Here is a 14,138-nt window from a genome sequence, read left to right as displayed (position 1 = left end):
CCCTTGTGATTTACAGCGTCACACCGCTCTTGAAAATCGCGAGCTCACGAAAATCATTTTGTTCGTTACGGGTGCGTTGCCCGTTGGCAATGGCCACAATCGTGTCCACGAAATCCGCCAGCAGCGCCTCCATGCTCATGCCCTCAACCAGCCTTCCGGCATTAAAATCAATCCAGTGCGGTTTCTTTTCAGCCAGCGGCGTATTGGTGGCCAGCTTAACGGTCGGTACGAATCCGCCGTAAGGGGTTCCGCGTCCGGTGCTGAACAGCACCATATGACAGCCTGCGCCCGCCAAAGCACTGGTCGCCACTGCATCATTGCCCGGTGCGCTTAACAGATTAAGGCCGGGTACCGTCAGGCGTTCACCGTACTTCAGTACGTCCACCACCTGACTTTGCCCCGCTTTTTGTGTGCAACCGAGCGATTTCTCTTCCAGCGTAGTGATGCCGCCGGCTTTATTGCCCGGAGACGGATTTTCATAAATAGGTTGATGGTGATCGATAAAGTACTGTTTGAAATCGTTGATCATTGCCACGGTTTTATCGAAGGTCGCGCGGTCGCGACAGCGCCCCATCAGAATGCGCTCGGCACCAAACATTTCGGGGACTTCGGTCAGCACCGTGGTGCCGCCGTTGGCGATCATCTGATCAGAAAAACGCCCCAGCAGCGGATTGGCGGTAATGCCTGAGAAGCCATCAGAGCCGCCACATTCCAGACCAAATTTCAGCTCGCTGAGTTTGCCCGGTGTACGGCGATCGTGACGCATTTTTTCGTACAGTGCGTGCAGGCGTTCCAGCCCGGCTTCTATTTCATCGTCATGCTGCTGGCAGACCATGAACGCAACGCGGTCGCTTTCAAACGCCCCTAATGTCTCACGAAAGGCATCGACCTGATTGTTCTCACAGCCCAGGCCAATCACCAGCACCGCGCCCGCGTTTGGATGACGCACCATGTTTTGCAACATGGTGCGGGTGTTCTCATGGTCCTGGCCCAACTGTGAACAGCCAAATGTGTGGCTGAAAAGAAACGCCCCGTCGGTTCCGGCCGCGTCCTGGGTTTCTTTCAGGAAACGCTGCAGAATTTGCCGGGCAATTCCGTTAACACAGCCGACGGTCGGTAAGATCCACAGCTCGTTGCGAATGCCTGCCTCACCGTTAGCGCGGCGGAAGAGCTGCACGTCGCGATCGCCAGGTTGAGGCGTTAAGGCTGGCGGCTCTGGCTGGTAGTCGTACTGGTCGAGATCGCTAAGATTGGTACGTGCATTGTGCGAATGCACCCGTTCTCCGGCCCCGATAGCCTGCGTGGCGTGCGCGATGGGCAACCCGTATTTCACGACCGTTTCGCCTTTCTCCAGCGAGCGTAAGGCAAACTTATGCCCCCGCTCCACGGCCTGTCGTAACGTCACGGGGTGATCCGCCAGCGCAATTGACGTCCCGATGTCGATATCCTGCAACGCCACGGCGACATTGTCCTGCGGATGAATTTTTATGGCGTCTTGCATCATGATCTCCGGTGGCTCAGCGCGTCGCGTATTCCATGCGCGAGAATGCGTTGCAGATGGTGGCTGACCGTTTCGGTCAGGCCGGGTAGCTGAGTTAAATCCTGTCCCCAGTGCGATGCCTCACCTAAAACCTGCTGAACCAACGCCGCGGGAGAAAGACGTTGTGCGCTGACGGCAGCCCAGCTCTCTGAATAACGCTGCAACCAGTACGGCTCGTCCTGCAAGGTCCAGCGCTTGTCTGCCTGTTCGCCCCGATAAAACGCGATCAGGGCGGCAAGCGCAAACGTCAGGTTTGTTGGCCACTGGCCGGTTTGCTGATGGGCAGTCAGTAATGGCTGCAGCAAACGTGTGCGAAATTTGGTCATGCCATTAAGAGCGATAGACAGCAGCGCATGGTGGATAAAGGGGTTACGAAAGCGACGCAGTACCGCGTCGGCGAAGGCGTTAAGCTCATCAGCGGGCAGATCGAGCGTAGGGATGATCTCTTTGCGCAGGAGATCGTCAATATACCCAGCGATCTGTGTATCCTCCATCGCCTCGCCCACGCTCTCCAGGCCCGCCAGAAACGCCACCGGCACCATTGCGGTGTGCGCGCCATTCAGAATGGCCACTTTTTGGGCTTTATACGGGGCGATATCCTCCACCCGGCGCACGTTGGGTGCCAGCGCCGTCAGCCTGAGTTCGTCAAACAGCGCGGCGGGGCCTTGCAGAACGAACTGATAATAGACCTCACCCGCTACCAGGAAGTGATCCTGATAACCCAGTTGTGCCTCAAGCGCGGCGCTGTCGGCCGGAAACCCGGTGACGATGCGATCCACCAGCGTGTTATAGAACGCACAGCTTGTCGTTACCCAGCGTGTAAAGGCGTCCGGTAACTGCCAGTGTTCGGCATAGCGCAGCACCAGCGCGCGCAGCATATCGCCATTATGATCGACCAACTCGCACGGCACGATAAGCCAGCCTTTGCTTTCGTCACCGGCAACGTGCTGATAACGCGCCCAAAGCAGCTGCGTCAGTTTGCCGGGAAAGCTGGCGGCGGGCGAATCGGTCAGCCGATCCGTTTCGCTAAACGCGATGCCCGCTTCGGTGGTATTCGAGAAAACAAAGCGCATGTCGGGCTGGCGCGCCAGCGCCATAAACGCATCGAACTGCGTGTAAGGCTGGATTTCACGGTTCACACTGCGGATCAGGCGGCTTTCGCTCACCGACTCACTCTGCGCGTTCAGGCCACGAACCAGGGTCGTATAAAGGCCGTCCTGCTGATTCAACGTGTCGCTGACTTCGCGATTGCGCGGCCTGACCACCACCACACCGGCATCCGTTCCCTGATGCTCATTGAGCCAGTCCAGTTGCCAGTCGATAAAAGCACGCAGAAAATTGCCTTCACCAAACTGAATCACGCGATCGTGGTAGACCGCGCCGGGAAAGTCGTGGCGGTTCAGCCGCGTCATCATCAGGCTCCCAGCTCAATGCCAAAATAGTCGCGCGCATTGTTAAAGCAGATGTTTTGCACCATCTGTCCTAACAAGGCTTCATCGGCCGGGGCTTCGCCGTGATCCACCCAACGACCAATCATCTGACACAGCAGACGACGGAAATACTCGTGGCGGGTATACGAGAGGAAGCTTCGGCTGTCGGTTAACATGCCCACGAAACGGCTCAGCAGACCGATTTGGGCCAGCTGCGTCATCTGACGTTGCATGCCATCCAGTTGATCGTTAAACCACCAGGCGGAGCCAAACTGCATTTTCCCGGCCTGGCCTTCTCCCTGGAAGTTGCCGGCCATAGTTGCCAGCACTTCGTTGTCACGCGGATTCAGGCAATAAAGGACCGTTTTAGGCAGCGCATTATTGAGGTTTTGCGCACCCAGCAAACGAGCCAGCGGTTCTGCCACAGGCTGATCGTTAATGGAGTCAAAACCGACGTCCGCGCCTAACAGCTGGAACTGGCGCTGATTGGTATTGCGTAACGCACCAATGTGGTATTGCTGCACCCATCCGCGTCGGGCGTACTCGCCGCCCAGCCAGACCAGCACCGCCGTTTTGAACTGGGCGATCGCCTGTGCATCGGGTTTGGCACCACTGCGACGGTGCGCCAGAATCCTGTCCAGCGTCGTTTCATCGGCCTCGGCATAACACACGACATCCAGCGCATGATCGGAAATCTTACAGCCGTGTGCGGCAAAGTGGTCCAGCCGTTTGCTGAGCGCCTGACGCAAATCATCGAAGCGTTGCACGCTGACATCGGTAAGGCTTTCCAGCTTTTCAATCCACGGCAGGAAGGTGTCCGCTTCGATGTTGAACGCTTTATCCGGACGCCAGCTTGGCAGCACCTTAACGTTGAAACTGCCGTCTTCGGCGATCGCACGATGGTGCACCAGATCGTCCAGCGGATCGTCGGTGGTGCCGACCATTTTCACATTCATCTGCTGCATGATACCGCGCGCGGTGAAAGCGTCCTGAGCCAGCAGATCGTTACAGCGCTGCCAGATCTCATCCGCCGTTTTTTCTGACAACAGGACGCCGGTAATCCCGAACGGGCGACGCAGCTCCAGGTGCGTCCAGTGGTAAAGCGGGTTGCCGATGGTGTGCGGTACGGTCCGTGCCCAGGCATTAAATTTCTCGCGATCGCTGGCATCACCGGTGCACAGCGCCTCAGCCACGCCGTTTGCCCGCATCGCGCGCCATTTATAGTGATCCCCTTTCAGCCAGATATCGTAGAGATTGGCAAAACGGTAGTTTTCAGCGATCTGTTGCGGCGGTAAATGGCAGTGATAGTCGTAGACAGGCTGGTCTTTGGCGTAGTCGTGGTAAAGACGACGGGCGAACTCTGTGTCCAGCAAAAAATCCTCGGTCATGAAACGCGACATAAAAAGCTTCCTTATGGGATACACCCCGAATGGCCCAAAGTTATCATACCAATTTTCACTGACTGCCGTTTTTTTTACGACTCAGGTCACATTTAAGCGAGATTTTTCCCCCGAAAAGCGACCTTTTTGCCGCCGGCAGCGCGCTAACTGGCTGTGTTCTCATCTGTTTGCAGTATCCCACATGCGATTACGGGTTTTTGTGATGGCTTTCAACTTTTAAAGTTGTATAACAAGTTAGGCTCTCGCTTTACCGCAAGGTAACAAACTTCTGACATAAGGCAAGGCAGATAACGGTCGCTCAGGCAGGGCCGGCGGGCGTGAGCAGAGCTGTATCACGAGATGTCCCGCTCCAGATAACAACAGCGGTTTGACCGCATACACAACTGGAAGAGGTACAGAATGCGTAAGATCAAAGGATTACGCTGGTATATGATTGGCCTGGTGACGCTGGGGACGGTACTGGGTTATCTGACGCGTAACACTATTGCCGTAGCAGCGCCAACCTTACAGACCGAGCTGCACATCACCACCCAGCAATACTCGTACATTGTGGCGGCGTACTCCGCCTGCTATACCGTGATGCAGCCCGTTGCGGGTTATGTGCTCGACCTGCTAGGCACCAAAGTCGGTTATGCGGTCTTTGCCGTACTGTGGGCCACATTCTGCGCCGCGACCGCGCTGGCAGGCAGCTGGGGCGGACTGGCCCTGGCGCGTGGCGCTGTCGGTGCCGCCGAGGCAGCCATGATCCCCGCCGGGCTCAAAGCCAGTAGCGAATGGTTCCCGGCAAAAGAGCGCTCCGTCGCAGTGGGCTACTTCAATGTGGGCTCATCCATTGGTGCCATGGTCGCGCCGCCGCTGGTCGTGTGGGCTATTGTGGCGCACAGCTGGCAAATGGCGTTTATCATCGCAGGCGTACTGAGCATGATTTGGGCGCTGTGCTGGCTGGTGTTCTACAAGCATCCTAAGCAGCAAAACAAGCTGAGCGACGAAGAACGTAACTACATCATTTCAGGTCAGGAATTGCAGCATCAGACAGGTAACACGACCAAAATGTCGGCACTGCAGATCCTGCGTAACCGCCAGTTCTGGGGCATTGCGCTGCCGCGTTTCCTGGCCGAACCTGCGTGGGGCACCTTTAACGCCTGGATCCCGCTGTTTATGTTTAAGGTTTACGGTTTCAACCTGAAAGAGATCGCGCTATTTGCCTGGATGCCCATGCTGTTTGCTGACTTTGGCTGTATCCTGGGTGGCTACCTGCCTCCGCTGTTTCAACGCTGGTTTGGTGTAAACCTGATCGTGTCGCGCAAAATGGTGGTCACAATGGGCGCGATATTGATGATAGGCCCGGGCACCATTGGTTTGTTCACCAGCCCGTACGTTGCCATCGCGTTGTTATGTGTTGGCGGCTTTGCCCATCAGGCGCTCTCTGGCGCGTTGATTACGCTCTCGTCTGACGTTTTTGGCCGTAATGAAGTGGCCACCGCCAATGGTTTAACCGGTATGGCGGCCTGGACAGCCAGCACGCTGTTTGCGCTGGTGGTTGGCGCGCTGGCAGATACGTTAGGTTTCAGTCCCCTGTTCGCTGCGCTGGCCGTGTTTGATTTGCTGGGCGCCATCGTCATCTGGACCGTCCTGAAAAATCAACCGGTGTCGGAACTGCAGACGCCACATTCGCCTTCTCAGGTTGCGCCCGTTCGCAGCTAATCTCCCGGGCTGGCCTGCGCCAGCCCTTTTCTTCAGTTACAGCAAAGTGGTATAACAACTTATCTGCTTGTTACTTTGGATGGTGCTATGGACCTCACCGAATCGCGTCGACTTTATCAACAACTGGCCAGCGAATTAAAACGGCGCATTGAAAATGGCGTTTATCAGGTGGGAGACAAGCTGCCCGCAGAGCGTCTGATTGCCGAAGAAATGCAGGTCAGTCGCACAGTGGTCCGCGAAGCCATCATCATGCTGGAAGTAGAAGGCTATGTTGAGGTACGCAAAGGCTCGGGTATTCATGTGATAGCCAGCCAGCAGCAAACCCGTGTGGCTGAGTCCAGCAGTCAGTTGGAGTTCGCCACCTTTGGTCCCTTTGAACTCCTTCAGGCGCGTCAGCTGATTGAAAGTAATGTCGCCGAATTCGCCGCCACGCAGGTAACGCGTCAGGATATTGTCGACCTGATGGCGATTCAGGAGAAAGCCCGTCAGGAGGACCATTTCAGGGACTCAGAATGGGATATGCACTTCCATGTTCGTATTGCGCAGTCCACACAGAACAGTGCCCTCGCGGCCATTGTCGAAAAAATGTGGCTGCACCGGTTACACAATCCCTACTGGCTCAAACTGCACGAGCATATCGATCAGCGCAGTATTCTCAGCTGGTGTGACGATCACGATCAGATTCTTAAAGCACTCATCCGCAAAGATCCTGCCGCCAGTAAGCTGGCAATGTGGCAACATCTCGAAAATACTAAGCAGATGTTATTTAATGCCACCGCCGACGATTTTGAATTTAATGTCGACCGCTACATGTTCAGCGAAAATCCGGTTGTCTTACCTGATGCCGATACGATTCAGCGCTAATCTGACCTAAAAACAGTCAGTTAATCTGCAATAGTGTCAGAACATGTAAAACTCCTTTTTACATCGTAATGGAGAGGGTAAAACTCCTGTTCGTTTAGGAGTAGTTCTGTCTCCGAAGCTGGATTTTTGTTACAGTTATCACCCTTTTCTTACCTTTTGCGTTAAGGGCTTATCAAATCGCTGATTTAACAATCAGTTCTGGAAGGATCCAGACATGCATGCTCAGACGGTCACCCCAGAATTTATAACTAACTGTCAGTCTGCGCTTTAGTCCCACTGGGACATGTTCAACGATGATGTTCGGGAATGATTGATGGAAATTTTGCAAGCGCTGCTGCATGCCTTATGGCAACAGGATTATGAAACGCTTTCTGATCCAACACTGGTGTGGGCGATTTACGGCGTTTTATTCATGATTCTTTTTCTGGAAAACGGTTTACTGCCTGCCGCTTTCCTTCCCGGGGACAGTCTGCTGATTCTGGTTGGCGTGCTGATTGCCAAGGGGACAATGAGCTTCCCGCTGACGATCCTGGTCTTAACAACAGGTGCCAGCCTTGGCTGCTGGGTCAGCTATATTCAGGGCCGATGGCTCGGCAATACGCCCACCGTACAAAACTGGTTATCGCACCTTCCCGCCCGCTATCATCAGCGGGCCCATAATCTGTTTCATCGCCACGGATTATCCGCCTTACTGGTTGGCCGTTTTATCGCCTTTGTCCGCACCTTACTGCCCACGATTGCCGGGCTGTCCGGTTTAAGTAATGCCCGTTTCCAGTTTTTTAACTGGATGAGTGGCTTCCTGTGGGTGGTGATTCTGACCGTTCTGGGCTTCGCGCTGGGTAAAACCCCTATTTTTCGGCGTTATGAAGATGAGCTGATGTTCTTTCTGATGATGCTGCCGCTGGTGTTACTGGTGGTGGGATTAATCGGTTCGCTGGTTGTTCTCTGGCGCAAGCGCCGTGCAAATCAGCGGGGGACCGGCTTATGAAAACATTACAGGCCATACCTAAACACTGGCGGCCCTGGTTGATTGGCGGTGCATTCGCGCTGATTGCGATAAGCCTGGTGCCAGGTCTGATGCGCCATGAAAATGTGGTACAGATTCGTGTTTCGCACGCGGGAGCCCCGATGCCGGACGGCTTCTATTTATACCAGCAGTTGAGCGCGCAAGGTATTCGCATCAAAAGCATCACACCCGCAGGTGATGCGCTGGTTATTCATTTCGACAATGAAGAGCAGAGCCTGGCCGCGCAAAAAGTGTTGCGTCGCTTGCTGCCTGAGGGCTTTATCGTCGCGCAACACGATCAATCGCCTCACCTCTCTCTCGCCTGATGCGCGTTTCTTTATACGTTCAGCGTTTATCGACCGCGCGCTGAACGTTTCCCCGTATATCGGTGATCTTTGGACTTTTTCCACCTGATGTCTATGCTTAAACTAAGGCGGGTTTCAACGCACACCGTGAAGCGGTTGCGCCGCGTTGATGTAAATCAGGCAACAATGGAAGGTACTACGCCTAATGAAAAATAAATTACTGCTGGGCATCGTGTTGTTTTCGCTTTCAGGTTCATTGATGGCGGCGGAATCGCTGTGCCAGCAAAAAGAACAGGACATACAGCACGAAATTGAGATGGCGAAGAAGCATAACAATCAGCGCCGGGTAAACGGCCTTGAGCGCGCCCTTACTGAGGTGCGCGCGGGCTGCACGGACAAAAAGCTGAAAGCTTCACATCTGGAAAAAATCAACGCGCAGAAACAGAAAGTGGCTGAGCGTGAACGCGAACTCAAGGAAGAGCGCGATGAAGGTCATGATAAGGACAAGATAGCAAAACGCGAACATAAGCTGGAAGAAGCACGCCAGGAGCTTAAGAAGTTACAGGCGGAGCCCTATTAATCGGATTCACTCTACTGATGTTAAAGGAGTATTTTATGTCTAAAGACACATCATCGGAACATTTGCGTGCTGAGCTGAAAAACCTGGCGGATACGCTGGAAGAAGTGCTGAGCAGCGGCACAGAAAAATCGAAAAGTGAACTGGATAAACTGCGTCATAAAGCGCGCGTGGCGCTGGACAGCTCCCGCGAGCGTTTAGGTGAATCCGGCGAGCGCCTGGCAGCCACTACGCGCGAAGCGGCACAAAAAGCAGACGGTTATGTACGTGATAACCCGTGGCATGGTGTCGGTATTGGCGCGGCGATCGGTGTCGCTATCGGTATGCTGATCTCGCGTCGTTAACCATGACCGATTCACAGCAGAACCACGGACCAGCTAAAGGGGTGATCACGATTGGTCAGCGTATCGTTACGACGCTGGTCAGTATGGTCGAAACACGCGTTCGTCTGGCAGTGGCAGAGCTGGAAGAAGAAAAGGCCAATCTGATACAGATGTTGTTGATGCTTGGCCTGACGATGCTTTTTACTGCTTTTGGCCTGATGAGCCTGATGGTGCTGATTATCTGGGCAGTCGATGCGCAGTACCGTCTTATGGCGATAGCCATCACCACCGGCGTACTGTTCCTGCTGGCGTTGATTTTTGGGCTCTGGACACTGCGTAAATCACGCCAGTCGACGCTGCTGCGTCATACGCGTAAAGAGCTGGCCAACGATCGTGATTTACTTGAGGATAACCGCTAATGAGCCGCCGCGAACGTGAAGCGCGTATAGAAGAGTTGCTTAAACAGGTTCAGCAACAGCGCCTTGATCTCAGCGCGGCGCGGCGTGGCTGGCTCGAAATCACGGCACCTTACGACCGTGGCTGGTTTACCTTTTTGAGCCTTAAACGCTATCTGGCCATTGGCAGCAGCGCGTTAGCGATTTACTCCATCCGCAGTCCCAACCGCCTGTTACGCTGGGCCAAGCGCGGCTTTGGCCTGTGGAGCACCTGGCGCATGGTTAAGTCAACCTTCCCCCCGCGCTGACATCACCAGGCCAGTCCATTGTGACTGGCTTTTTCTTTTGTCAGATTTACTGAATAACATCGACAGTTTATATCGCTTACAACTGTCACGCCTCGCGACTATCATCTCCAGCTATCAGCCCAGCGGTTTGCTATCAGGCGGCCAACGGGAATATTCACTGCGGGCATTCCTGCCTTGCAAACTTATAGCGTTGGAGTAGATGATGAAAAAATTCGAAGACAGTGGTTTGTTGGCCGCCCGTATCCTGATGACCATTCTGTTTATCACCGCAGGCTGGGGCAAAATTACCGGTTATGCAGGTACACAGCACTACATGGAAGCGATGGGCGTCCCCGGCTTCATGTTGCCACTGGTTATCCTGCTGGAGTTTGGCGGCGGTCTGGCGATCATGTTTGGCTTCCTGACCCGTTTCACCGCGCTGTTCACCGCGGGCTTCACGATTCTGACCGCCTTCCTGTTTCACAGTAACTTTGCCGAAGGCGTGAACCAGCTGATGTTTATGAAAAACCTGTCTATCGCTGGCGGTTTCCTGGTGTTAGGTCTGGTTGGACCGGGCGCGTACAGCATCGATCGCCTGATCAGTAAAAAGCCACAGGGTGTTCTGGCGCGCTAATTCACCGCCAGCAATCCCGCTTTAGCTGAACGCACCGGCTGCTTTTTCCGGTGCGTTTTGCTTTTTTGCTGCCTGCCGTCTCGCCGCTTCTCCGGTACCGCGGAGAAACGCTTAAGGTAAGCCTAATCTAGGCATGAAAATATAGTGTCCTGTTCTTTTCATTTCAGGATTGCTATGAACATGTCTTACAGGCAGTGGCTCCCTCATCACGATGCGCCTTTTTTTCGACGGCTCCATCTCTTCGTTGCCGTCCTCATCCTTTCCCAGATCATCAATTCCGGTTTCACCGAACGTGAAGCGCTGGGTGGGCACAGTCTGGAAACGGTGATCACCTGGTTTCATATCCTGTCTGGCCTGTTACTGATTGTCGCCGGATTCGCTATGCTGATCTGGATGCGCATGCAGCGCGGCTTACACTGGTACTTTTCGTGGCTGACGCTGGATTTCCGCGGTATTCGGGACGATCTCGCCTGTCTGGCGCGCATGAAATTACCCGACGCGCACAGTGGCGGCATCGCTGCCACCGTACAGGGGCTGGGCGTTAGCGCGTTGCTTGTGGTGGCCTGCTCAGGCGCGCTATGGTTTTTACTTAACAGCACATCGTTCGCGTCGCCGGGTCTGACGCATGCAGTGCTGCACTGGCACAGGTTCCTGACCACGTTTGTCGAAATCTATTTCTACAGCCACGGTGCAATGGGCGTGCTGCATATTCTGCTTTCGCACTATGAAAATAAGCGTACCCGTCGGGTCGCTGATCACAGGGATAACGAATGCAACACAGTGAAACGCATAAAATAGAACACGCAGGCTGGCTGCGCGCGGCCGTTCTGGGGGCTAATGACGGGATTGTCTCAACCGCGAGCCTGCTGGCAGGCGTGGTGTCAGCCAGTAGTGCCCCCCACACGGTGTTGCTCGCCGGGCTGGCGGGAATCGTCGGCGGCGCGATGTCGATGGCCACGGGAGAATATGTCTCCGTGTCTTCACAGTCAGATAGCGAACAGGCCTCTCTGCAGCAAGAAAAAGCCGAGCTGGAGGCTGACTTTGCGGCGGAAACCGTTGAACTGACGGCGATTTACCAGGCGCGCGGGCTGTCTGCTGACCTGGCTCATCAGGTAGCAGAGCAACTGATGGCCCATGATGCCCTGGCCGCACATGCCCGGGACGAGCTGGGCATTACCGACTTCAGCAGCGCGAAACCTCTTCAGGCCGCGCTGTTTTCCGCTATCAGCTTTGCCTCCGGCAGCGTGCTGCCGTTTGCTGTCGCCCTGCTCATTACCGGGCCCTTCGCCCTGCCCGCGATTGCATTGTCGGCCCTGCTGGCGCTGGCACTACTGGGTGCCCTGGCAGCTAAAGCGGGGGATGCGCCCGTACGCAAAAGTATCATGCGCATCTGCTTCTGGAGCCTGCTGGCAATGAGCTTTTCGGCGACCGTCGGCTACCTTACGGGTCAGGTACTGGGCTAGCCGCATAAGGCCGTCCACATGCCCTATCAGGCCTTCACGGGCTGGCCCACCACCAGCCCAAGCTGACTGGCCAGAACCCGGCCTGAAACAGATTCACCGTCCGGGCCCTGCCCTTGCAGGATTTCGAGTTGCCCTTGTCCACAGCGAATGATCAGGGGCGATAGTGATACAACCTCACCCGCACGCCCGCTGTTATCGCCGTTCATCACCTGGGTTTGCCAGACAGTAAACCTTTGCGTGCGGGTAAAGCTGAACGCCCCCGGCCAGGGAAAGTCCAGCGCCCGAACCAGATTGTGGATATTGACGGCACTGTCCTGCCAGTGGATCTCGCCGTCCTCGGGTTTGCGGCTGCCCCAGCAGCTGGCGGCCCGTTCATCCTGCGGTGTTTCTGTCAGCTCGCCCGCCACCAGCGCCTTAAGCCAGCCCGGCAACATCTTGCCCGTCGTTGCCACTAAGCGCGTATGCAAGGCCAGAGCATTATCTTCCGGCAGAATATCCACCGCCTGCTGCGCCAGTATGGGACCGGCATCTGGCCGTTTAATCATGCGGTGCAGCGTAACGCCTGTACGGGTTTCGCCCTTGATAATGACCCAGTTGAGATGGGCGCGGCCACGGTAGGCTGGCAGCAGCGCGGCATGAACGTTATAGGCGCCTTTTGTTACCGAAGACAGGATGGCCTCGCTCAGGACCTGACGGTAGGAGAAGCAGAACAGGTAGTCCGCGTCGAAACTGGCAATACGGGCCTGCCACTCGGCGGTATTCACCTCCTCGGTGATGAATACCGGAATAGCGTGACGACGCGCCAGCTCAGCAACGGAACCATAAAATGGTGTGGCGTTGCCGGGATCGGCATGGGTAAACAACGCACTGATACTGAATCCGGCATCCAGCAGCGCCTGTAATCCGGTACAGGCCATTTCATGGTATCCAAAGACGACGGCTTTCATTGCACTTTCCTTTTTCTCTCCGCCTCTCCGCACGGACAGGCTGGTGGAATGAGATGCCTGGGGCAGGCAGAATGTCCGACATCATAAAGGAATCGTTACCGGTTTACGTCATCAACCCTTCTCTCAGTGAGAGGCCGTTGAGACGATGGCACAAAATGTCTGACGCCATGCGCGCACAACGCTGTCGCAGTCGCGCATCACCACCTATGGTTAATCAGACGAGAACATTTCATTGCACGACAGAGAGTGGAGACAAGATGGGCCAGTTAATTGATGGTGTCTGGCATGACACCTGGTATGACACAAAATCAACCGGCGGGCGTTTTAAGCGCTCGGAATCCGCATGGCGCAGTTGGGTCACGCCGGATGGCAGCGCCGGCCCGAGTGGCAACGCCGGGTTTGCGGCAGAGCGCGATCGCTATCATCTTTATGTATCGCTTGCCTGTCCCTGGGCACACCGTACCTTGCTGATGCGTCAGTTGAAAGGGCTGGAGAACATGATCGATGTGTCAGTCGTGCATCCGCTGATGCTGGAAAATGGCTGGACCTTCGATGACAGCTTCCCGGCGGCAACCGGTGACAAGCTGCATCAAAATGAATTTCTTTATCAGCTCTATCTGCACGCGGATAAGGACTACACCGGTCGGGTGACCGTGCCCGTGTTATGGGATAAGCAGCAGAATACCATCGTCAGTAATGAATCTGCCGATATCATTCGCATGTTTAACAGCGCCTTCGACGGCGTGGGCGCACGTGCGGGCGACTATTATCCGCCGGCACTGCGCGACAAGATTGATGACCTCAACGGCTGGATTTACGACACGGTCAATAATGGCGTGTATAAGGCGGGGTTTGCCACGTCACAGGCGGCTTATGATGAAGCGGTTACGGCACTCTTTCAGTCGCTGTCCCGTCTGGAACAAATCCTGGGCCAGCACCGTTATCTGACCGGCGACACGTTGACCGAGGCGGATTTACGTTTATGGACTACGCTGGTGCGCTTCGATCCGGTCTACGTCACCCACTTTAAATGTGACCGTCACCGTATCAGTGACTACCTGAATCTGAGCGGTTTCCTGCGGGATATTTACCAGATGCCTGGCATTGCTGAGACCGTGAATCTGGCCCATATTCGCCATCACTACTACTGCAGCCATAAAACCATCAACCCGCACGGCGTAATCTCTGTCGGCCCGGCGTTCAACTGGGATGAACCTCACGGTCGCGGTTAACAGGATGACGCAGACCTGACATGGGGGACAT

The 14,138-nt window shown here is 55.2% G+C and carries 16 protein-coding genes; 12 read left to right on the top strand and 4 right to left on the bottom strand.

Annotated features, from left to right (window positions below):
- Window positions 1-10: 10 nt before the first annotated feature.
- Genes C7433_RS20135 through uxaC form a run of 3 tightly spaced genes read right to left on the bottom strand, consistent with a single transcriptional unit; the run spans window position 11 to window position 4,370 of the window.
- Window positions 11-1,501, bottom strand: a complete 1,491-nt coding sequence (locus C7433_RS20135; protein WP_110268776.1) for a UxaA family hydrolase — start codon at window positions 1,499-1,501, stop codon at window positions 11-13.
- Window positions 1,501-2,952, bottom strand: a complete 1,452-nt coding sequence (locus C7433_RS20130; protein WP_110268787.1) for a tagaturonate reductase — start codon at window positions 2,950-2,952, stop codon at window positions 1,501-1,503. Before C7433_RS20130 ends, C7433_RS20135 begins: the two co-directional genes overlap by 1 nt.
- A gap of 2 nt (window positions 2,953-2,954) precedes the next feature.
- Complete coding sequence (gene uxaC / locus C7433_RS20125; RefSeq protein WP_033739988.1) at window positions 2,955-4,370, bottom strand: glucuronate isomerase; 1,416 nt, start codon at window positions 4,368-4,370, stop codon at window positions 2,955-2,957.
- A 399-nt stretch (window positions 4,371-4,769) separates the two neighbouring features.
- On the opposite strand from uxaC, the gene C7433_RS20120 reads away from it, so the two are divergent.
- The 11 genes from C7433_RS20120 (at window position 4,770) to C7433_RS20070 (ending at window position 11,928) form a co-directional block, all read left to right on the top strand.
- Window positions 4,770-6,074, top strand: a complete 1,305-nt coding sequence (locus tag C7433_RS20120) for an MFS transporter (RefSeq protein ID WP_110268775.1) — start codon at window positions 4,770-4,772, stop codon at window positions 6,072-6,074.
- An 87-nt stretch (window positions 6,075-6,161) separates the two neighbouring features.
- A complete protein-coding gene (gene exuR, locus C7433_RS20115) occupies window positions 6,162-6,938 on the top strand; it encodes a transcriptional regulator ExuR (protein WP_006118304.1) in 777 nt (258 codons plus the stop codon).
- A 313-nt stretch (window positions 6,939-7,251) separates the two neighbouring features.
- Window positions 7,252-7,926 (top strand): DedA family protein, encoded by a 675-nt coding sequence (locus C7433_RS20110; RefSeq protein ID WP_006118305.1) that lies wholly within the window; start codon window positions 7,252-7,254, stop codon window positions 7,924-7,926.
- On the top strand, window positions 7,923-8,270 hold the full coding sequence (gene mzrA / locus C7433_RS20105; RefSeq protein ID WP_006118306.1) for an EnvZ/OmpR regulon moderator MzrA: 348 nt from the start codon (window positions 7,923-7,925) through the stop codon (window positions 8,268-8,270). The genes C7433_RS20110 and mzrA overlap by 4 nt, the downstream gene beginning before the upstream one ends.
- Before the next feature lie 184 nt (window positions 8,271-8,454).
- On the top strand, window positions 8,455-8,829 hold the full coding sequence (locus tag C7433_RS20100) for a DUF1090 domain-containing protein (protein ID WP_033739991.1): 375 nt from the start codon (window positions 8,455-8,457) through the stop codon (window positions 8,827-8,829).
- Between the two features lie 35 nt (window positions 8,830-8,864).
- A complete protein-coding gene (locus C7433_RS20095) occupies window positions 8,865-9,170 on the top strand; it encodes a YqjD family protein (RefSeq protein WP_006118308.1) in 306 nt (101 codons plus the stop codon).
- Window positions 9,171-9,172: 2 nt separating this feature from the next.
- A complete protein-coding gene (locus C7433_RS20090) occupies window positions 9,173-9,568 on the top strand; it encodes a phage holin family protein (protein ID WP_006118309.1) in 396 nt (131 codons plus the stop codon).
- The gene (locus C7433_RS20085; RefSeq protein ID WP_006118310.1) at window positions 9,568-9,852 is read left to right on the top strand and encodes a YqjK-like family protein; all 285 of its coding nucleotides are present in this window, start codon (window positions 9,568-9,570) and stop codon (window positions 9,850-9,852) included. Before C7433_RS20090 ends, C7433_RS20085 begins: the two co-directional genes overlap by 1 nt.
- Before the next feature lie 202 nt (window positions 9,853-10,054).
- Window positions 10,055-10,465, top strand: a complete 411-nt coding sequence (locus C7433_RS20080) for a DoxX family protein (RefSeq protein WP_033739992.1) — start codon at window positions 10,055-10,057, stop codon at window positions 10,463-10,465.
- 174 nt (window positions 10,466-10,639) lie between these two features.
- Window positions 10,640-11,263, top strand: a complete 624-nt coding sequence (locus C7433_RS20075) for a cytochrome b/b6 domain-containing protein (protein ID WP_039341887.1) — start codon at window positions 10,640-10,642, stop codon at window positions 11,261-11,263.
- Entirely contained in the window at window positions 11,236-11,928 is a 693-nt protein-coding gene (locus tag C7433_RS20070; protein WP_006118313.1) for a VIT family protein, read from the top strand. Before C7433_RS20075 ends, C7433_RS20070 begins: the two co-directional genes overlap by 28 nt.
- A 26-nt stretch (window positions 11,929-11,954) precedes the next feature.
- Here C7433_RS20070 and C7433_RS20065 read toward each other — a convergent pair whose 3' ends face one another.
- Window positions 11,955-12,875 (bottom strand): formyltransferase family protein, encoded by a 921-nt coding sequence (locus tag C7433_RS20065; protein ID WP_110268774.1) that lies wholly within the window; start codon window positions 12,873-12,875, stop codon window positions 11,955-11,957.
- 257 nt (window positions 12,876-13,132) lie between these two features.
- Here C7433_RS20065 and C7433_RS20060 point away from each other — a divergent pair, with 257 nt between their 5' ends.
- A complete protein-coding gene (locus C7433_RS20060) occupies window positions 13,133-14,107 on the top strand; it encodes a glutathione S-transferase family protein (RefSeq protein ID WP_006118315.1) in 975 nt (324 codons plus the stop codon).
- The last annotated feature ends 31 nt before the right edge of the window (window positions 14,108-14,138 follow it).

The sequence above is a fragment of the Pantoea sp. PNA 03-3 genome (genome assembly GCF_003201175.1).
Classification (GTDB): domain Bacteria; phylum Pseudomonadota; class Gammaproteobacteria; order Enterobacterales; family Enterobacteriaceae; genus Pantoea; species Pantoea stewartii.
Note: the sequence above shows the minus strand (reverse complement) of the source record. Positions and strands in the feature narration are given on the sequence as shown.

Bases quoted from the DNA above. Each gene is read 5' to 3' on its own strand.
- C7433_RS20135 (WP_110268776.1), bottom strand. From the start codon at position 1,501: ATGCAAGACGCCATAAAAATTCATCCGCAGGACAATGTCGCCGTGGCG.
- C7433_RS20130 (WP_110268787.1), bottom strand. From the start codon at position 2,952: ATGACGCGGCTGAACCGCCACGACTTTCCCGGCGCGGTCTACCACGAT.
- uxaC (WP_033739988.1), bottom strand. From the start codon at position 4,370: ATGTCGCGTTTCATGACCGAGGATTTTTTGCTGGACACAGAGTTCGCC.
- C7433_RS20120 (WP_110268775.1), top strand. From the start codon at position 4,770: ATGCGTAAGATCAAAGGATTACGCTGGTATATGATTGGCCTGGTGACG.
- exuR (WP_006118304.1), top strand. From the start codon at position 6,162: ATGGACCTCACCGAATCGCGTCGACTTTATCAACAACTGGCCAGCGAA.
- C7433_RS20110 (WP_006118305.1), top strand. From the start codon at position 7,252: ATGGAAATTTTGCAAGCGCTGCTGCATGCCTTATGGCAACAGGATTAT.
- mzrA (WP_006118306.1), top strand. From the start codon at position 7,923: ATGAAAACATTACAGGCCATACCTAAACACTGGCGGCCCTGGTTGATT.
- C7433_RS20100 (WP_033739991.1), top strand. From the start codon at position 8,455: ATGAAAAATAAATTACTGCTGGGCATCGTGTTGTTTTCGCTTTCAGGT.
- C7433_RS20095 (WP_006118308.1), top strand. From the start codon at position 8,865: ATGTCTAAAGACACATCATCGGAACATTTGCGTGCTGAGCTGAAAAAC.
- C7433_RS20090 (WP_006118309.1), top strand. From the start codon at position 9,173: ATGACCGATTCACAGCAGAACCACGGACCAGCTAAAGGGGTGATCACG.
- C7433_RS20085 (WP_006118310.1), top strand. From the start codon at position 9,568: ATGAGCCGCCGCGAACGTGAAGCGCGTATAGAAGAGTTGCTTAAACAG.
- C7433_RS20080 (WP_033739992.1), top strand. From the start codon at position 10,055: ATGAAAAAATTCGAAGACAGTGGTTTGTTGGCCGCCCGTATCCTGATG.
- C7433_RS20075 (WP_039341887.1), top strand. From the start codon at position 10,640: ATGAACATGTCTTACAGGCAGTGGCTCCCTCATCACGATGCGCCTTTT.
- C7433_RS20070 (WP_006118313.1), top strand. From the start codon at position 11,236: ATGCAACACAGTGAAACGCATAAAATAGAACACGCAGGCTGGCTGCGC.
- C7433_RS20065 (WP_110268774.1), bottom strand. From the start codon at position 12,875: ATGAAAGCCGTCGTCTTTGGATACCATGAAATGGCCTGTACCGGATTA.
- C7433_RS20060 (WP_006118315.1), top strand. From the start codon at position 13,133: ATGGGCCAGTTAATTGATGGTGTCTGGCATGACACCTGGTATGACACA.